Here is a 19,504-nt window from a genome sequence, read left to right on the forward strand (position 1 = left end):
AAAACTAACTCAGGGGGGGATGTGGTGGCTCAGAAATTGTCCGAACGCGACATCTGCACTAAGTTTATTACGCCAGCAATTCAAAGTGCAGGCTGGGATATTCAAACGCAAGTACGTGAAGAAGTCAGCTTTACTAATGGTCGCATTATCGTTCGCGGCAAATTGCACACTCGAGGCGAGCGCAAGCGTGCAGACTATATCCTTTACTACAAAAGCAATATTCCCATTGCAATTATCGAAGCAAAAGACAATTCATACAGTGTTGGCGCTGGCATGCAACAAGCGCTTAATTATGCTGAGATTTTAGAAATTCCATTTGTATTTAGTAGTAATGGTGATGCTTTTTTGATGCACGATCGAACAGGAAATGGTCATGCAGTAGAGCTGGAGCTCACTTTAGATAACTTCCCTAATCCTGAAGACTTGTGGCAACGCTATTGCGATTGGAAAGGCATTGTCACGGAAAAGGCTAAAGCCACGGTTGAAATGCCTTATTACGATGATGGAACTGGTCGAGCACCTCGCTACTATCAAGCTAATGCAATCAATAAAACAATTGAAGCCGTTGCAAAAGGTCAGCAACGCGTTTTGTTGGTCATGGCCACTGGTACAGGTAAAACTTACACTGCCTTTCAGATTATTTGGCGCCTTTGGAAATCTGGTGCCAAAAAGCGTATTTTGTTTTTAGCAGACCGTAACATCCTGGTCGATCAAACTAAAAATAATGACTTCAAGCCTTTTGGTCCAGCAATGACCAAAATTAGTAAACGGCAAATTGATAAATCCTATGAGATTTATCTTTCGCTTTATCAAGCTGTGACCGGTAACGAAGAAGATAAAAATATCTATAAACAATTCAGCACAGACTTCTTTGATTTAATTGTGATAGATGAGTGTCATCGAGGCAGCGCAGCCGAAGATTCAGCATGGCGTGATGTATTGGCATATTTCAGCAATGCTACGCATATTGGTCTCACTGCAACGCCCAAAGAAACCAAAGAGGTTTCGAGCATTACTTATTTTGGTGATCCAGTGTATAGCTACACACTGAAGCAAGGTATAGAAGATGGCTTTTTGGCACCTTATAAAGTCGTTCGGATTGATATTGACAAAGACCTGCAAGGCTGGCGACCAACAGCAGGTCAGGTTGATAAACATGGTCAACTTATTGAGGATCGTATTTTTAACCAATCTGATATGGATAGGACCTTGGTGTTAGAGAAGCGTACTCAACTGGTGGCGCAAAAAATCACCGAATTTTTACGAGAAACCGACCCATATGCCAAAACTATTGTGTTTTGCGATGATATTGATCACGCTGAGCGTATGCGTCAGGCATTGGTGAATTTGAATCCAGACCGTGTTAAAGAAAACCGCAAATACGTCATGCGTATTACTGGCGATGAAAACGAAGGCAAGGCCGAGCTGGATAACTTTATCAATCCAGAAGAACGTTATCCGGTTATTGCAACGACTTCCAAGCTAATGACCACCGGAGTGGACGCTCAAACGTGTAAATTAGTCGTGCTTGATCAGCACATCAAATCCATGACTGAGTTTAAGCAGATCATTGGTCGGGGCACGCGCATCAATGAGGATTACGGTAAGTTTTGGTTCACGATCATGGACTTCAAAAAGGCCACCGAGCTTTTTGCTGATAAAAAATTTGATGGTGAACCTGTAGTCATTTTTGAGCCTAAAGATGGTCAATTACCAGTACCGCCCGACGAAATTGAAGACCCGAGTTCGCCATTACCTAATCCTGAAAAGCCTGACATTACTGGTGGTGGCGAGGAGCCAAAGGGTAGGGTTCGGTATGTTGTTGATAATGTAGCTGTACATGTGGTCGCGCAACGAGTGCAATACTACGGCACTGAAGGAAAATTGATAACCGAGTCTATTCGCGATTACACTAAGTCCAAAGTACAAAAAGATTATCAAAGCTTAGATCAATTTCTAAAGACCTGGACGAGTGCAGATCGCAAAGCCGCATTGATTCAAGAGTTTGAATCGCACGGTATTTTACTGGATGCATTGGCCGAAGAAGTCGGCAAAGATTTTGACCCATTTGATCTGGTTTGCCACGTGGCCTTTGACCAACCACCGCTCACCCGCAAAGAACGCGCCGAACAGGTCAAAAAGCGTAATTATTTCGCTAAATACGGTGCGCAAGCCAGACAAATATTAGTAGCCTTGCTGGATAAATACGCCGATACTGGCGTCGAAAATATTGAAGATATTAAAATCCTCACCCTGGACCCATTCAAAACCATGGGCAGCGCCCCCGAACTGATTTCAGCCTTTGGCGGCAAGCAAGGCTATCTCAATGCCTTAAAAGAACTTGAGCAACAACTCTACGCGTAAAGTAATACATCATGAGCATTTCTAGCACTATCAAATCCATACAGGACATTATGCGCAAAGACGTTGGCGTTGATGGTGACGCGCAGCGTTTAGGCCAATTGGTCTGGATGCTGTTTTTAAAGATATTTGATGACCGCGAACTCACTTGGGAGGTTCTAAATGATGATTATCAATCACCATTACCTGAGAAATTCCGTTGGCGTAACTGGGCAGCCAATCCCGAAGGCATAACAGGCGATGCGTTGAAACAGTTTGTCGATAACGAGCTATTCCCCGCTTTGCAAAATCTCACAGCCAAAGGCAACGATCAGCGTGCTTATGTGATGCGGTCAGTGTTTGAAGATGCCTACAACTATATGAAATCTGGGCAACTCTTGCGCCAAGTGATTAATAAAATTCAGGAGGGCGTGGATTTTAACAAGGCAAAAGAGCGCCATTTGTTTGGTGATATGTACGAACAACTCCTGCGCGATTTGCAGGCTGCGGGTAATGCTGGAGAATTTTACACACCACGTGCAGTCACTGAGTTTATGGTGGGCATGGTTCATCCTCGCTTGGGTGAAAAAATCATGGACCCCGCCTGTGGTACGGGTGGGTTTTTAAGCTGCAGCATTGAGCATGTTCGCAGGCAAGATGTAAAAACCGTGGATGATGAAGCCAAGCTGCAAGCCAGCATTCATGGCATTGAAAAAAAGCCATTACCTCATATTGTTATGTACCACCAATATGATCCTGCATGGCATTGATGTGCCCAGCAATATTCGTCATGACAACACGCTGTCACGCCCACTCATTAGCTGGGAGCCAAAAGACCGTGTGGATGTGGTGATTACCAACCCGCCGTTTGGTGGAATGGAAGAAGACGGCATCGAAACCAACTTCCCCGCCACGTTTAGAACCCGTGAAACAGCCGATTTGTTTTTAGTGCTGATTATGCAACTGCTCAAAACCGGTGGCCGTGCCGCACTGGTGTTGCCCGATGGCTTTTTGTTTGGTGAAGGCATTAAAACCCGCATCAAAGAAAAACTGCTGCAAGACTGCAACCTGCACACTATCGTGCGCCTGCCCAACAGCGTGTTTGCGCCTTACACCAGCATTAAAACCAACCTGCTGTTTTTTACCAAAGGTACTCCCACACAACACATCTGGTTTTATGAGCAACCGTTGCCCGCTGGCGTAAAAGCCTACAACAAAACCAAACCCATGAAGGTAGAAGAGTTTGAAACCCTCGCTAACTGGTGGGGCAGTGAGAGTAACGGCTTTAGCGCTAGACAAGAAAACGAACAAGCCTGGAAAGTCAGCCTTGCTGATATACAAGCCCGCAATTACAACCTCGATTGCAAAAACCCACATGTGGGCGAGCAAATCACACACGAACCAGAAGTGCTGTTAGCGCAATACCACACCATGCAACAAGATATTTCTAGCCTGCGTGACCAGCTTAAGAGCATCTTGGGCGAAGCCCTAGCCTCCAGCACACAGGGCAATTAAGCATGACCAATATTGCAAACCTGCTCACTGAGCATATCGATATTTGGACAGCAGCAGAGTCTGAGAAAAAGTCAGGCCGTGGCAGAGCCAGTGGCAATGCAGGCAATGTGTATGGTGTAAAAAAACTACGTGAGTTGATTTTAGAGTTAGCCGTGCGTGGCAAATTGGTGCCACAAGACCCGAATGACGAGCCCGCCATCGAACTGCTTAAACGCATCCAAGCTGAAAAAGCCAAATTGATTGCGGAAGGCAAACTTAAAAAAGAAAAGCCACTTACGCCGATTGGTGAGGAAGAAAAGCCTTTTGAATTGCCGAATGGGTGGGGTTGGTCTAAGTTGGGTCAGATTGGGCTGATTGGTTCAAGTAGTCGTATACATCAAAAGGATTGGACTCACTCAGGCGTTCCATTTTATAGAGCAAGGGAAATAGTCAAACTAGCAGAAAATGGCTACGTCGATAACGAATTATTTATAACTGAAGACCTATTTGAAACATTAAAAAATACCTCAGTAGTTCCAGAAGAAAACGATGTAATGATTACAGGTGTTGGAACTATTGGCGTGCCGTATGTTGTTCAATCTCATGATAGATTTTATTTCAAAGATGCCAGTGTTCTGATATTCAAAAATTTCTTTAACCTTTATACGGGCTATCTAAATTATTTCTTGTTATCAACAATCTGGAACAATAAGATACATTCAGAAAGTATGGGTACGACAGTCCATACTTTGACTATTGAAAGAGCAAAGGAAGTAATCGTTCCAATACCACCAATCGCAGAACAACACCGCATAGTCGCCAAAGTCGATGAACTCATGGCACTATGCGACCAGTTAGAGCAACAACACAGCAACGCACAAGAAGCGCATGAAACCTTGGTAAGCCAACTGCTCGCCACGCTCACCCAAAGCCAAAACGCCGCAGAATTTAACGCCAACTGGCAACGCATCTACGCGCATTTTGATGTGCTCTTTACCACCGAAGCCAGCATAGACGCCCTCAAAAAAACCCTGCTACAACTCGCCGTCATGGGCAAACTCGTCCCGCAAGACCCCTTTGATGAACCCGCCAGCGAACTACTCAAACGCATACACGCCGAAAAAGCCAAGCTGTCTGCAGAAGGCAAACTCAAAAAAGAAAAACCGCTATCTCCAATAGGGGATGATGAGAAGCCATTTGAACTAGCGAAGGGGTGGCATTGGTTACGTTTAGGGGAGTTATTTACGTTTGAATATGGTGATAACCTGCCTGAACCTAAAAGAACAAATACAGGTGAATATCCTGTTTATGGCTCAAACGGTATTGTTGGAACTCATAACGAATGCTTTGTGAACTCAAAATGTATTGTTATTGGAAGAAAGGGCTCGGCTGGAGCACTAAATTTATCTTTGTCTGAGGGATGTTGCGTTACTGATGTTGCTTATTACTGCATTCCTCATAGAGAGCTTGATCTAATCTTCTCGTTTAAACTTTTTCATACGCTTGGTTTGGATGTTTTGGGTAAAGGTATTAAACCTGGTTTGAATAGAAATGAGGCTTATGAATTGCTAATAGCCATCCCGCCTATCACCGAACAACACCGCATCGTCGCCAAAGTTGATGCACTCATGGCGCTATGCGACCAACTCAAAACCAGCATTCAACAAGCCAACCAGCAACAACAAGCCATTGCCGATGCTTTGGTGGCGCAGGCGCTTAAACCAGCCTCAGCCGAAATTATCGATTTAGCGGCATATCGGGCAGCAATTACCTGCAATATCATCAAGCATATGCAACACAATCAGGCGTTTGGCCGTACATTTGCCATGAAGTTGTTGTATCTCTCTCAGCAGCATATTGGGTTTGAAACGCATCTAACATTTGAACGAGAGGCAGCAGGCCCATTTGATAAATGGATATACGATTTTGAGCGCGATGGAGTTGCCGCTGGCTGGTTTGGGCTGATAGAAAAACAATTATCTAGTGGCTATACCAAAATTGAGTATCAGGTTAAATCAGCCATAGATGAGCCTTTGGCCTTAATGAATGGTGTTGGCAACAATCAACAGCGTAAAGAGCTTGAACGTTTATTCACTCTGTTTGCAGATAAAAAAACAGAAGAAGCGGAAATTGCCGCGACCTTGTTTGCTGTATGGAATGATTTTTTGCTAAATGGGATATCACCGACAGATGAGCAAATTATTCAGGAAGTCCGCGAAAACTGGCATCCATCTAAAGAACGGTTTTCAGTGGAGCGACTAACGAAGTGGCTAAATTGGTTACAAGACAATAATATTGTTCCAGTAGGTAAAGGTAGTAAAACAATTTATCAAGTAAAGTTGATTCATTAACCCATTATGGAAAACTCTAAAAGTTTGCCGCAACAATTCTCGCTGTTTGAAACTCAGAATATTCAGCAAGCAGTAGAAGAGGTTGTTTCTTCTGACTCGCCTTTTAGTAACTACATCGTTTATGTAGATGAGAGTGGTGATCATGGCTTGCAAACGATTGATCCTAACTATCCTGTTTTTGTTCTGGCTTTTTGTATATTCCATAAGCGTTATTACAGTGAGCAAGTAGTTCCCGCGCTCGAGAAGTTTAAGTTCAACCACTTTGGTCACGACCATGTGGTTCTACATGAAAATGAAATTAGGAAAGAAAAGGGATTTTTCAACTTTTTTAGGAATAGAGAGCACAAGTCAGCATTTCTGAATGAGCTAACTTCGATTATTGAACGAAGTAATTTTATTCTCGTTAGCTGTGTCATTGATAAAGAAGCATTGAAAACTAAGAGCGGGGATACCTCAAATCCATATCATTTGGCTTTAGGCTTTTGTTTGGAAACTCTCTTCGAATTTTTGAAAGAAAAGAAACAAGATCAAAAACTCACTCACGTTGTTGTGGAGTGTCGAGGCGATAAAGAAGACAACGAGTTAGAGCTGGAATTTAGACGGATATGCGATGGTGAGAATCAGCTCGGAACGACTTTGCCATTCAATATCGTTTTTGCTAAGAAGCAGGTAAATTCAAGTGGCTTGCAACTGGCGGATTTAGTGGCAAGGCCTATTGGATTAAGTGTCATTAGGCCAGACCAACAAAACAGAGCTTATGATATTTTGAGGCGAAAGTTTTATTGTGAGGGCGGTAGAGATAAAGTCGGAGAGCAATACGAAAATTGGGGTTTAAAGATTTATCCTCCCCAAGAAAGCGAAAAGCCCCGATGATCTCACCGAGGCATTAGCGCCGACCGGGCACTCCCAGTCCATTTATAGGGCGAATGATAAGTTAGTGGTTACTCAGCTGTCAATAAAATTTACAAAACTGTAACTAGTTGTATGTATTTGTGACACCTAACTGCTCGAATAAATCCCTAATATTTATCTCGACTGGCAAGCCAATACCAATTTTCAACTACCGAGAATTGCTCGGTAGTTCGGTCATGAAAAAGCTGCTTTCAAAGCCAATACACCTTTCTCCAATTCTGTAGTCGTTAAGCTACCAAACCCCAGTCTAATCGCATGCACGCTTTGCGGCGATTCTGAAAACAAAGTACCAGGCAAAATGCGTACTTTATGTTTTAACGCTTGTTCAGCTACTCTCTCAACGGCATAACCTTCTTTCAAACGTAACCAGATCGCCAGCCCACCATCTGGGGCGTCGAAGGTGACGTATTCTTTGAGTTCTTTTTTAATCAGCGCAATCAGCAGGTTTCTGCGTTCGTTATACACCTTAAATGTCCGGCGGATATGGCGTTTGATTTCGCCGGAATCCATGAGCTCGGCCACTGCCAGCTCTGTGATTGAGTTTCCTTGTCGATCTATCAACATCACTTCTTTGGCACAACGATCTATCAGGCTTGGTGTTGCCACCAAATAACCTACTCGCAAACCGGGAGCGAGTACTTTAGAGAGTGAGCCGACGTACATGACGCGGCCGCCGTGGTTGGTACTCGCTAGCGGAAATACCGGGTGATGCGAGAAGTGAAATTCGTGATCGTAGTCGTCTTCCACAATGGTGAAGTCATATTGCTCGGCCAGCATTAGCAGTTTTAAGCGTCGTTCGGCAGTCATGATGACGGTGGTGGGAAACTGGTGGTGCGGGGTGACATAAATGGCGCGGATGGGGTGTTGTTTACACAGTTTCTCCAGGGCGACTACATCAATACCGTGTTTATCTTGCTTCACGGTGAGGATATTGGCGCCGCAAGACCTGAACGCTTCTTTGGCTGCCGGGTAACTTAGTTGTTCCACCACAATATTGTCACCCGGCCGGGTGAGGACGCGTGCGGCGAGGAAAATACCCATCTGGCTGCCGCGTGCGATACAGATCTGGTCGATATCGACACTCAAGCCTCTTTCCATATTGAGCATGGTGGCGATGGATTGGCGTAATGCCAGCGTACCGCGCGGGTCGCCGTAGCCCAGGTTGTTGCCTTTGCTGGAGCCGATGAGAGCATGGCGAAAAGCGCGTGACAGAATATTAAACGGGATCAGGCGTGAATCCGGGATGCCGTCATTGAAGTCAATCACGCCTTCCATCGGTGATTGGTAGCATAGCAGTGGGTGTGTGGTGGCTGCTACCACGTTGGCGGGTTGTTGGCTGGTTTTGGCGGTTTGCGGTTGCGCGTTGAAGTTGGGCAGGTTGGCCGACACAAACGAGCCTCGGCGTTGCTCGGTGACCAGCCAGCCTTGTGCGATCAGTTCGTCATAGGCCAGGATCACCGTTTTGCGGTTCACATTGAGCTTTTCTGCCAGTTCGCGCGTGCCTGGCATGGCGGTGGAGGGTGCGAGCCTGCCTTTCTGGATTTCTTCCATGATTTGCTGGGCGATTTGCAGGTAGACCGGCAAACCGGAGGTCTCGGTGATTGTTAGTTTAAGGCTCCACGAACGTAGCATTTTTCATCTCTCCATTACTCACAGCACAGCCTCAATATCGGGAAAAAATCCCTTTCCTTGGGCGTCAATCTGGATTACTCAAGTATCACTATATCTCACAACTCACTGGACCAGCAAAGTTCTTGAAACTGGAGGATTGTGGATTTGTAACACTCTGTTACATTTTTGAAACATTCTATTAAAGGAAAGATTCATGTCACCTACCTCTGATATTCGATTGGCATTAGATACCCAACTGACAGACTGGCGTCAGCATGCGTTGAACCTTGAAAAGCAGGTGAATCAAGTGATCGTGGGGCAAAGCAAAGCCGTGCGATTAATGAACATCGCTATTTTTGCCCGTGGCCATGTGTTGCTGGATGGTGGCGTCGGCGTGGGTAAAACCACCTTGCTGCAATCAATTGCGCGCGGTATCGGCGGGGCGTATGAGCGGATTGAAGGCACGGTGGATTTGATGCCGAATGACCTGATTTACCACACCTTCCTTGGTCCAGATGGCCGTCCTCAGATTGATGAAGGCCCGTTGCTGCGTGCGGGTGAGAATTTGTCCGTGTTCTTTTTTAACGAGATCAACCGTGCGCGGCCGCAGGTGCATGCCTTGATGTTGCGAGTGATGGCAGAGCGTCATCTCAGCGCGTTTAAAAAAGAATATCGCATGCCGCACATGATTGTGTTTGCCGACCGTAACCAGGTGGAAAAGAACGAGACGTTTGAGATTCCATCTGCGGCGCGTGACCGCTTTATGATGGAAATCCCGATTGAGATTCCAACAGATCGTGAGTTGAAAAAGTCACTGGTGTTCAATACCAAGTTTCAGCATGCCGAAAAACTGACGCAACAGGTTGAGAGCGATATTTTGAAATTTGACCAGTTGAATGCGTTTTCTGATCGCCTGCAAGACCATATCAAATCCAGCGATGTGCTTGAAGAGTACACCATGGATTTGTGGGATGCGACGCAACACCCGGAAAAATTTGGCGTGACCATGGACAGTGTGGATGTTAGTCGTGTGATCCAGACCGGCTCTAGCCCGCGCGGTATGGGTATGCTGATGAAGGCCGCCCGTGTGAATGCCTGGCTGAATGGCCGCGATAGCCTGTATCCGGAAGATATTCATGCCGTGTTTCATGAGGTGATTTCACATCGCCTGGTGTTTAACGCGGCCTATGAAAATCGCAGAACGGCGCTGGCGAGGGAGCTGACCAGCAACATTATCCGCACCGTGGCTGTGCCTAGCCTGTCGTTTAGCAAAGCTGCTTAAGGTCTCTGCATATGAAAGCAGCAATCATGCAGTCATTGACAAAACGGGCGGGGAAAACCGTCGACAGCCAGACACGCGCGCATCGCGATGAGGCGAGCTACGCGCGGCCTTTTGAGTATGTGGTTGGCTGGAAGTCGGGCAGTATCCAGCTGGGCGATCATCCGGGCACGCAGCGCGGCCTTGGCTCGGATTATCGCGGCACGATTAACCTGGTGGATTACCCGGATGCCAGGCGCATGGATTTACGGCAAACCATACGTGATCCGTTTGAGCAGGTGCAGGTACGGCAGTTTAACCAGGACAGCACGACGCCGATTTATGCCGTGTGCGACTTGTCCAGTTCCATGCAATTCAAGGGGCACAAACGCAAGCTGGATACGGCGATTGAAATTGCAACGGCGGTGGCGAATTCGGCTTATCAGATGGGCGATTTATTCGGTTTTATTGGCTACAACCAGCAAGTGCTCGAAGACTTTACCTTGCCGCTGAGCCGCAATTATCACCAGAGCAAACAAACCATCGGCTTGTTACATGATTACCAGCAACTGCGTATCGGCGTGGATGGTGTGACGGATGTGCCTAACTTTTTGGGCCAGACACGTGCGCTGGTGTTCTGGATTTCGGACTTTCATATGCCGCTGCCAGTGATTGAGAAAACCTTGCTGGCGATGTCTGCCCACAAAGTGGTGCCGATTGTATTGTGGGATGACGAGGAATACAAAAAGCTGCCCAAGTTTGGCTTTGGCACCATGATAGACCTGGAAAGTGGCCGCAATCGTACGCTGTTTTTCCGCAGTGAAGTGAAAGCCAAATTCATCAACGCATTTAATGCCCGCAGGCATGCGCTAGAGGCTTTATTTTTGCGCTTTGAGAGCCCGGCGTTGTTTATGCATGGCGACTACAGGCCAGAGCTGATGACGCATTATTTTGAACAAGCCATGTGACGCGAAGAGAGCATCATGCAAACACAGATTTCAAACAGGACGACAACTCGGGCGCTGCAACGCCTGTTGATCGTCAGCAGTCTATTATTCACGGTTAACCATGCGCTGGCAGCAGACGCAGATACGTCAAGCAAACCAGCATCACCAACATTGCGCGTGACAAATCCAGCGTCAAGCTATGGTGTACATATTGGTGATGTACTCAGCAGAACCGTTATTGTGGATGCGCCAACCGCATATCAACTGGTCGACAGTGGCTTGCCTAAAAAAGGCAGTAAACATGATGGTATCGAACTGGTGGAGGTGGCCTTACAAACCAAAGCGCAATCGGACCACACCCAGTACACCTTGCAATTGCGTTACCAGGTATTTGCGGTGAGCACGACGCCTGGTGTGATGCATTTACCCACTGAGACACTGAATTTCAGTCATCCTGCGGCAAGCGCTACCGCTATTGATATTCCGGCGTGGGGATTCTGGTTTTCACCGTTGGTGACTGGCGGCACATCAACCGCCAAGAAAAATCTATTGCCGGAAGTGAGCACCCCGCTGATAGATAGCCGTGCCGATCGACAACGCCTGGGCTTGTTTTTAACCCTGGCAATCACAAGCCTGCTGGCCTTGCTTTATATGAATGCTGATGGCCACTGGTTGCCATTTATGGGCGGGGCCTTTGCGCGGGCGCATCGGCAGCTCAAGCGCCTGGCAAAATCCTCCCGGCCCAAAACCGCCGCAGAAGAGAAGAAGGCATTGGTCTATTTGCACCAGGCGTTTAACCAGCACTATGGCGCGAATATTTTTGCGCGGGATGTGGATGAGTTTGTGCGTTTGCGCCCGAGCTTTAAAAACCTGCAGCCTGAGATCACACAGTTTTTTGCAGCGTCGAATCAATCCCTGTATGACGTGCGTGCCCGTGATAGCCAGCAGGTGATTACGCAACTGGTGCAATTCAGCAAGCAACTGCGGGATTGCGAGCGGGGCGTGGCATGATTATTTTAAATCCGTGGGCGTTTGCCTTATTGCCTATCGCGCTGTTACCTTTCTGGTTAAAGGGCCATCAAGGCCAGCATTACAGCTGGCTGGACATCATCCCGGAAGACCTGTTTTCAGATCGGTTGAACCTGGCGGTGAAGGTGATTATGTCTCTGCTGTTGCTGAGCATCGTCATTGCGCTGGCGGCACCGCGCGGCGCGGATGAGCAAGTGCCACGCGTGGGCAAGGGTGCGCAAACTGTGATGGTGATAGACCGTAGCGTGAGTATGGACCACCCGTTTGCCGGTGATTCGTCCGGGCATGTGGCGGAAATCAAGTCTGCTGCAGCGCGGCGCATTATTACGCAGTTTATTGATTCACGGCCGAATGACATGATGGGGGTTGTCGGGTTCACCAACTCGGCGTTGTATGGCATCAAGATTACGACTAACCGCGATGCGATTCATGCGGCGATCGTGGCGGCCACCAGCCCGTCTTTAAACCAGACCAATATTGGTGCTGGCCTGACTGAAGCGGTCGGCCTGTTCGATAACATCCAGAGCTCTGGTTCACGCGCTGTGATTTTACTTTCGGACGGCGCCGGCAAACTGAGTCCGCGCGTGAAGTTTTTACTGAGTGAGCGCCTGAAAAGCCGCAAGCTGAGTATTTACTGGATCATGTTACGCGAACCAGGTGAGCCGAGTATTTTCTCCAAAGAGCAATATGACGAAGACCGTACGCCAAACTCCATCGTGCTGCATAAGTATTTCCAGTCATTGGGCCTGAAATACAAAGCCTATGAGGCGGATGATCCGGAGACCTTGCAATCGGCGATTAATGACATCGACTCACGTGAAAAAAAGGCGATTCAATATCGCGAGACCATTGCCGGCTATGACTATTCCAAGGTGTTTATGGTCGCTGCGCTGCTCTTGGTGTTGTTGATGCTGGTGATTAAAAATTTGAGGGTGTACGAATGAAAAACCATTTAATGCGCAAAAACCAGCTGCTTGGAGTTGTCTTCATTGTCGGCGTGTTGGGCAGTGTCTACGAAGCTTACCAAGTGCACAAAATCACCTCGGCCAATAAAGCATTGCAACATGGTGACGTGCTGGAGGGAGACTTGTTTCCGTTTCACCAGAAGTTTGCCGATGCTTACCAGCAAGGTAAAACGGGTAATTACAAGCATGCGATACAGAATTTCGGCCAGTTGTTAGAGGCGCCTAAACAGCACGATGAGGCCTTGTTCACGCCTAGTCAAACGTTGAAGTCACAGATCCATTTCAATATCGGCAACCAGCTGTTTCGATCCGGGTTGCAACGCCTGGTGGAGGCAGATGGTGCGATTCAGGAGCAAGCCAAGTTTGATTATTTACAGGCGAGGGCGGCGTATGAGCAGTCACTCAAACTTGATCCGGGCAACCAGGCGGCCAAGTTCAATTTGAGTTTATTGCATGGCGTGATTCCGACCCATATCAAAACTGTGCCGCAGGATCCTTCAGGCATGGAAATCAGCAATTTGCCACAGGGGTTGCCATGAAACGCTTTTTTTCACTGTTAAAAGCGCACTACGAAACGGCTTTTTTGCTGGGCGCGGCCGTCTTTCTGCTGCTGGCGCTGGTCAAGCCGGACATTCAACTCAAGCAAGAAGTACATAACTATTTGTTGCTGGCCGATATTTCGCAAAGCATGAATGCGGAAGATATGCAGGTCGATAACAAGCCAGCCACGCGCTTGGCTTATACACAACACCTGATGAAGCAAGTGGTGAAAACATCGCCTTGCGGTACGTATGTCAGCGTGGGCGTGTTTGCCGCGGAGAACGTGGCTTTATTGTTTATGCCGCTGGAAGTGTGCGCTAACTTCGATATTATCACTGACAGTATTAACCACCTGGAGTGGCGCATGGCCTGGAGTGGTAACAGCCGCATGACGTTTGGGGTGAAGGCCGCCGAGGCGACGTTTGATTACCTGAATATTCCGGCACAAATGCTGTTTTTTACCGATGGTGACGAAGCGCCCAAAGCCAATGGCATTAACAAGCTGGATATCAGCGATGTGCGCATAGGTAAAAATGTTATTTTTGTTGGCGTCGGCGGTAAGCAGCCTGCACCGATCAAGCGCTTTAATTCGAATAATCACTTTGTTGGGTATTGGGGCACCGATGCCGCGGCCGAAAGTGCGGGCGGTGGCGTCAATTACAGTGATGCCAGCAAGGATGATCCTGATCCACCGGTGGCGTACGCCGAGTTTGACCGCTATTTATCCAGCCAGGATGTGGAACATTTGAAGGAGATGGCGACGGAGATCAAGGGTCAATATATCGAAGGCATAGACCAACCGGCATTTTATACGTTTGTGCAGTCGCAAACGCCCGCCGCCAAATTTGTCACCAGCTATTCGGTCAAGTGGCTGTTTCTAACCCTGGCGGCATTGATGGTGATCGCCACCTACCTGCCGGATGTGTGGGCATACCGCTGGCGTGCGCGTCACACCGCCTAGGACGATTTGTTGAGAGGTTGTGGTGATCTGTGCATCAGCACAAGTCATCCAGGCTGGTTGGCTCACACACCGGCATGCCTGTCGGTGCCGCGCTCAGGTTTCTGGACATCTCGTAGCTCATTTTTCTCAAGCGCATCACAGAGCCTAAGGGCCGATGCGATTGAATGCCATGCCAGGGCGAGAACATCATGCCCTCATCGACCACATGCGAACGATAGGGACTCCAGGCAATTTGCGGTTTGGCGGTAATGCGGGCGATCGGGATATAGGGCGACACATCTGCCGACCAGATCACGGTAGAGTCTTCGATCGGCATTTGCTTGATATCGGTGCATAACTGTACGCGCAACTCCCACACTGCGGTGTGGGCAATAAAGTAATCGACAATGGATTTCCTCAGGCCATCGGAGGCGAGGGTATCAATCGGTTTGTTGGTGAGGGTGAGCAGGTCGGGTGAGATCGGTACAAAGGCAATTTTGGCCATGTAGTTGCCGTATAGAATCGGGTCCTGGCTAAAATAGGTTTCACCCAGAATATTGGTTTCTTGTGCCTGGTGCAGGTTTCTGATCAGGGTTTGCTGGCCACTTTTGAGTGATTCGACCAGTTTGGCCGTTGAGCGGAATATTTGCGATAGAAAATGCCTGAACTCAGTGCTGGTTTCGGGCGTGGAGGCGATGTGCTTCAGGTTGGAAAGAAACACCTGTACGCTGGACGACAGGAAACTGGCGCCATTCACAAATAAAAAGTCCTGCGTGATGGCTTTTTCGCTACCAGGTAGCCGGTCACCATTCACGCCAAGCACCTTGATTGCCAGGCTGCGTGGCGTGCAGGTTTTGTCGTGCAAAATATCGCCCGGCACGGTTGAAAAGCGCATGACCAGCGGCAGGGTTTGCGCTTGGGCAAACATGCCCTGTGCCAGGTGCGCGGGGAGGTTATCGTAAATCTCCATTTCTGCAGAGATCAGGCCGTGACTTTTAATATGCACGCTACGGGCGCTATAAGCAGAATGTCTGGCCGTGATTTCGGAGATTTTACGCAGGGTATATTGCAGGTTTTCCCGGCTTTGGGTTTCGCTGTCCGCCAGCACTTCATACGCTGGTTGATAATTGAGTGGTGAAATTCCAATATCAGCAGTTTGTTGCATAACAACCCCCACTTTTTAAACAAGTCTGGCAAGGGCGTTATAAAAGACTCACCCTTTCAAACCTGAATGGATTTTTTGAACCTGTTTACCAAACATTGGCACTGTATTGATGGGTTAAAGCTTAGGAGACTCAGGAGGAGTTATCCTTGGTTTCACCAGCTTGTTTGCGTTGCTTGTTGACAATTCTGGCGGCGACTTCTTCTTCGCGGCCAGGATAGCGGTGGTCTTTGTTGAACGCGTGTTTTGAGGGCGTCGCATTCTTGCTCGCGTTGGGGGCTGGATCCTCTAGGCATATGCATACTCCTTCATTCGTTGAGTACAAACGGCAGCCGTTAAGGCTGCCGTATTTGCCATGTGATGAATGAAACTCGAAATGCATTCGACACTTCATTTCACACACGGCAATTGCAGATTACGCTGATAGACCGAAATACTGAATAAGCGATTTTCCTATTGTGTTGTAGGAAATTATTGATGGCTATGTACCATAGAAAATTGCCATGCATCTCTTAGACTAAAATTATTCCATAAAAGTTCCATTATTTGCAGGTATTTGCCAATGCACGGTCATGGGTGCCCGGCGTGAAAACAGGGCAATGTGTTCGTTGAGCACGTATTGCAACTGTTTGAGGTTTTCATCTGACATGGCATGGCATTCAAACTCAAGGGCGCCTTCTTGTGCCTTGAGGACACAGTCGCCCCAGGGAAACCTTGCCAGGCCTTGTGTATCGGTATATTCCACCTCAATCTTTCGCCGAAAGTGGCTACAGAGGCCGACCAGGTAGCGGCTGGGTTCATGGGTAGGCAAATGGCCTTTCAAATGGTGCATTGATCTCTCTCCTGATGCTTTTTTAATGTGTTTGGTTGTGGGGTGTGGCCGCTTTATGAAAGCGGTTCCATCGCGCGCTCGGCAATCACCATGGGGGTGCCGAGGGAGCAAGGTTCAATACGTGCTTCAATGCCGTAAGCGGCCTGTAGTAATGCTGGCGTTAATATCTGGCTGGGACTGCCGCGTGCAATCAGGCGGCCATGCGCCATCACCAGCATGGTGTCGCAAAAGCGAATCGCCAGGTTGAGGTCATGTATGGCCATCAAGCACACCGTTTGTTGTTGTGTGACGTGCGCACGTAAGGCTTCCAGCAGGCAGAGCTGCCAGCGCAGGTCGAGGGCGCTGGTAGGCTCATCCAGCAATAACAGCCGCGGTTCACGTGCCAGCAACTGCGCCAGCCCGACCATTTGCCGTTGCCCTCCTGATAGTTCAATGAGTGGTCTCATGGCTAATAGATGCAGGCCCAGTGTCGTAAACACTTGTTCGATGCGTTGATGGCTGACGGTGGCACTGAGTTGTGGGCTAGTGGTGCGGATCGCGCTGAGCACGGTTTCGTAGACGGTGAGCGATGACGCTTGCGGCAGGCTTTGTGGCATATAGGCGACCTGGCGTGCGCGAGTCACCATCGGTAGCTGGCCCAGGTCCTGGCCATCCAGCAAGGCCTGGCCATGCATGTGGCACAAGCCGGACAGCGCGCGTAGCGTCGAGGATTTGCCGGCCCCATTGGCACCGACCAGTGCAATGATCTGGCCCGCTGGTAGGATGTCGGTGTTGATATCCTTGAGTAATTGGTGGCGGCCATAACTGACGCCGAATTGTTTGAGAACCAAGCTCATGTACGCAGTCCTCCCCGCTGGCGCAGAATCAACAGCATGAAAACAGGCACACCAACCAGGGCAGTGAGTATGCCTACTGGCAAGACGATACCGGGGACCAGCACTTTACTGAGAATGGAGGCGGTAGATAACATGAGTGCACCAGCCAATGCACTGGCTGGCAGGTAAAAGCGGTGATCTTCGCCCAGCATCAGTCGTGCGACATGCGGGCCAACCAGGCCGACAAAACCGATGGTGCCGACAAAAGACAGGGCGGTGGCGGTCATCAGGCAGACGCGGATCAGGCTGATGAGCCGCAGGCGCTCAACGGCGACACCGCTGCTACGTGCATGGTCTTCGCCGATGCGCAGTGTGGTCAGTGACCAGGCTTGTGATTGTGACCATAGGGCGCAAACGCCGAAAACAGCGGCCAGTACACCGATTTTCGGCCAGGTGGCGCGCGCCAGGCTGCCCATGTTCCAGAACACGATTTGTTGCAGGGCATTGCTGTCAGCCAGAAATTGCAACAGCCATAATATCGCCTCAAAAGTAAACATCAGTGCAATGCCAAACAGCAGCACGGCATGGGCAGAGGCGCCTGAGCGCCAGGCGAGAAACTGGATCAGCATGGCGGCAACGGTGGCACCCGCAAAGGCACATAAAGGCAGGGTCAGGTCCGGCCCCAAGCCCCAGGCGGTAAAGCCTGTGATGATGGCGAGCGAAGCACCGACGGTTGCTGCTGCAGACAGCCCAAGGGTAAATGGGCTGGCCAGGGGGTTATTGAGCACGGTTTGCATTTGTGCCCCTGACAAGCCCAGTGCAGCGCCTACCAGCACGGCCATCACGGCATAAGGCAGCCGAACATCCCACAGGATAATACGGGTACTTTCCTCCAGTGAGTGCGGTGATAGCAAGCCTTGCCATACCGTGTGATAGCTCAGTCCGGCCGGACCGGTTGCCAGATCAGCAATAAACGCGCTGCTTAACAGCAGCAGTAACAGCAGTAGCGCCAGCAGGCGGCGACGGATATGCGAGGCATATTGTTGTGCCAGCGAGGGCGGTGAGACAAAAGGCGGATTCATCGTGTGACATTCTGGCGGGGCGTGGTGGCTAAAGAGGTCCAGTATTCACCTTCAAGAGGGACTGGCTGGAAACGCTGGTAAAACATGGACAAGGTGTGTTTGGGGTCAAGGTCTGCAAATAATTGCGGGTGTAGCCATTTGGCAAAGACCTGCACGGCGACGACATTGAACGGCGACGCATAAAAATGATGCCAGATGGCATGAGCCTCTCCCTGGCGAACGGCTGGCAGAGTCGCAATCCCTTTGCGTTGCAGGGCGCGTTTGAGTGAGTCAGCAGCCGTTTTTTCATCGACCCCGGCACCCAATACGATACGCATGGGCATTTGTGCGACCGTTTCTGGGGCACCAATCGCCGTCCCTATATAGACATCGGGTGGATGGCTCAGCAAATACTCCAGGCTTAAGGTGCCAAACTCGCCAGGCACCATCTCGCTGGCAATATTGCGGCCACCCGCTGCTTTCAACAGTATGCCCATCAGGCCATTGCTCATGGTGGCACAACACTCATCACTGAGGCCGACGCGATTTTCCAGGAAGACACTGGGTCCTGGTGTTTTCAGGGTTGCCAGCCGTTGGGTCACCAATGCCAGCTGGCGGGTATATTCGCTGCTAAATGCTTGTGCTTCTTTTTCACGCTGCAATACTTGCCCCAGCACTTCCATGCTGTGTGCCGTATTCAGCAAGGGCTCTTTGCGAAAGTCGACAAACACCACCGTGATACCCGCTTTGACCAGCTGGGCAATGACTTCCTTGTTTTCCGGTGTCGGGCCATGGCCTTCCAGGCCAAAAATGGCGATATCCGGTTTGAGTGAAATGGCCATTTCAACACTAAAGCTTTCCGCCGTTGTACGGCCGGTATGGGCAACGCTACGTAGTTCGGGAAAACGCTGAGCATATTGGGCAAAGCCACGTGGGTCCAACTGCTCAAAATCCCTGGGCATACCGACAATACGATGGCCGAGATGGGTGCGTTCGAGAACGGCAAGAGCTGGAATCAGGCGTGCCTCTCCCAGCAGGATGCGTTCATTTTTCACAGGTAGTGCAATCGTACGCCCGGCTAAATCTGTCACCGAGGCGCTGGCAGCTTGCACGGTGGTGCCCGTCAGGCCTGCCATCAGCAATATGAGCATGTGCAGCTTGTGCCGTGATGTTGCATAGGCAGTGAGAAAGGTTGAAATCATGAAAAAACATTCCATTAAATAAACAATAAACCCACCCGGCCAGCG

At 49.2% G+C, this 19,504-nt stretch carries 17 protein-coding genes; 11 read left to right on the plus strand and 6 right to left on the minus strand.

Going from position 1 to position 19,504, the window contains the following annotated elements:
• Positions 1-21: 21 nt before the first annotated feature.
• The 5 genes from hsdR to OH31_RS07335 are packed head-to-tail and all read left to right on the plus strand — an operon-like array spanning position 22 to position 7,058.
• Complete coding sequence (hsdR, locus tag OH31_RS07320; protein ID WP_088178113.1) at positions 22-2,364, plus strand: EcoAI/FtnUII family type I restriction enzme subunit R; 2,343 nt, start codon at positions 22-24, stop codon at positions 2,362-2,364.
• A gap of 50 nt (positions 2,365-2,414) precedes the next feature.
• A complete protein-coding gene (locus OH31_RS15305) occupies positions 2,415-3,110 on the plus strand; it encodes a class I SAM-dependent DNA methyltransferase (protein WP_256377665.1) in 696 nt (231 codons plus the stop codon).
• Entirely contained in the window at positions 3,043-3,855 is an 813-nt protein-coding gene (locus OH31_RS15310) for an N-6 DNA methylase (RefSeq protein ID WP_256377663.1), read from the plus strand. Before OH31_RS15305 ends, OH31_RS15310 begins: the two co-directional genes overlap by 68 nt.
• A 2-nt stretch (positions 3,856-3,857) precedes the next feature.
• Positions 3,858-6,185: a restriction endonuclease subunit S gene (locus tag OH31_RS14400; RefSeq protein ID WP_024930212.1), complete on the plus strand. Its 2,328-nt coding sequence runs from the start codon at positions 3,858-3,860 to the stop codon at positions 6,183-6,185.
• A 6-nt stretch (positions 6,186-6,191) separates the two neighbouring features.
• Positions 6,192-7,058 carry a DUF3800 domain-containing protein gene (locus OH31_RS07335; RefSeq protein WP_024930213.1) on the plus strand — a complete coding sequence of 289 codons (867 nt, stop codon included), beginning with the start codon at positions 6,192-6,194 and terminating at the stop codon, positions 7,056-7,058.
• Positions 7,059-7,271: 213 nt separating this feature from the next.
• On the opposite strand, the gene OH31_RS07340 is transcribed toward OH31_RS07335, so the two are convergent.
• Positions 7,272-8,729, minus strand: coding sequence for a PLP-dependent aminotransferase family protein (locus tag OH31_RS07340; protein ID WP_024930214.1), 1,458 nt, complete (start codon positions 8,727-8,729; stop codon positions 7,272-7,274).
• Positions 8,730-8,922: 193 nt separating this feature from the next.
• Here OH31_RS07340 and OH31_RS07345 point away from each other — a divergent pair, with 193 nt between their 5' ends.
• Genes OH31_RS07345 through OH31_RS07370 form a run of 6 tightly spaced genes read left to right on the plus strand, consistent with a single transcriptional unit; the run spans position 8,923 to position 14,408 of the window.
• Positions 8,923-9,990, plus strand: a complete 1,068-nt coding sequence (locus OH31_RS07345; RefSeq protein WP_036298887.1) for a MoxR family ATPase — start codon at positions 8,923-8,925, stop codon at positions 9,988-9,990.
• Between the two features lie 26 nt (positions 9,991-10,016).
• Complete coding sequence (locus tag OH31_RS07350; protein WP_024930216.1) at positions 10,017-10,934, plus strand: DUF58 domain-containing protein; 918 nt, start codon at positions 10,017-10,019, stop codon at positions 10,932-10,934.
• Positions 10,935-10,949: 15 nt separating this feature from the next.
• Positions 10,950-11,924 carry a hypothetical protein gene (locus OH31_RS07355; protein WP_024930217.1) on the plus strand — a complete coding sequence of 325 codons (975 nt, stop codon included), beginning with the start codon at positions 10,950-10,952 and terminating at the stop codon, positions 11,922-11,924.
• Entirely contained in the window at positions 11,921-12,886 is a 966-nt protein-coding gene (locus OH31_RS07360; protein ID WP_024930218.1) for a VWA domain-containing protein, read from the plus strand. Before OH31_RS07355 ends, OH31_RS07360 begins: the two co-directional genes overlap by 4 nt.
• Entirely contained in the window at positions 12,883-13,446 is a 564-nt protein-coding gene (locus tag OH31_RS07365) for a hypothetical protein (RefSeq protein ID WP_024930219.1), read from the plus strand. The genes OH31_RS07360 and OH31_RS07365 overlap by 4 nt, the downstream gene beginning before the upstream one ends.
• Positions 13,443-14,408: a vWA domain-containing protein gene (locus OH31_RS07370; RefSeq protein ID WP_024930220.1), complete on the plus strand. Its 966-nt coding sequence runs from the start codon at positions 13,443-13,445 to the stop codon at positions 14,406-14,408. The genes OH31_RS07365 and OH31_RS07370 overlap by 4 nt, the downstream gene beginning before the upstream one ends.
• A gap of 34 nt (positions 14,409-14,442) precedes the next feature.
• On the opposite strand, the gene OH31_RS07375 is transcribed toward OH31_RS07370, so the two are convergent.
• The 5 genes from OH31_RS07375 to OH31_RS07400 form a co-directional block, all read right to left on the minus strand.
• The gene (locus OH31_RS07375; protein WP_024930221.1) at positions 14,443-15,552 is read right to left on the minus strand and encodes a catalase family protein; all 1,110 of its coding nucleotides are present in this window, start codon (positions 15,550-15,552) and stop codon (positions 14,443-14,445) included.
• A 520-nt stretch (positions 15,553-16,072) separates the two neighbouring features.
• Positions 16,073-16,381: a DUF2218 domain-containing protein gene (locus OH31_RS07385; RefSeq protein ID WP_024930222.1), complete on the minus strand. Its 309-nt coding sequence runs from the start codon at positions 16,379-16,381 to the stop codon at positions 16,073-16,075.
• A 53-nt stretch (positions 16,382-16,434) separates the two neighbouring features.
• Positions 16,435-17,217, minus strand: coding sequence for an ABC transporter ATP-binding protein (locus OH31_RS07390; protein ID WP_024930223.1), 783 nt, complete (start codon positions 17,215-17,217; stop codon positions 16,435-16,437).
• Entirely contained in the window at positions 17,214-18,278 is a 1,065-nt protein-coding gene (locus OH31_RS07395; protein ID WP_024930224.1) for an iron ABC transporter permease, read from the minus strand. The genes OH31_RS07390 and OH31_RS07395 overlap by 4 nt, the downstream gene beginning before the upstream one ends.
• Positions 18,275-19,459 carry an ABC transporter substrate-binding protein gene (locus tag OH31_RS07400; RefSeq protein ID WP_036298890.1) on the minus strand — a complete coding sequence of 395 codons (1,185 nt, stop codon included), beginning with the start codon at positions 19,457-19,459 and terminating at the stop codon, positions 18,275-18,277. The genes OH31_RS07395 and OH31_RS07400 overlap by 4 nt, the downstream gene beginning before the upstream one ends.
• Between the last annotated feature and the right edge of the window lie 45 nt (positions 19,460-19,504).

This window comes from Methylophilus sp. OH31, from assembly GCF_000576615.1.
Taxonomy (GTDB): domain Bacteria; phylum Pseudomonadota; class Gammaproteobacteria; order Burkholderiales; family Methylophilaceae; genus Methylophilus.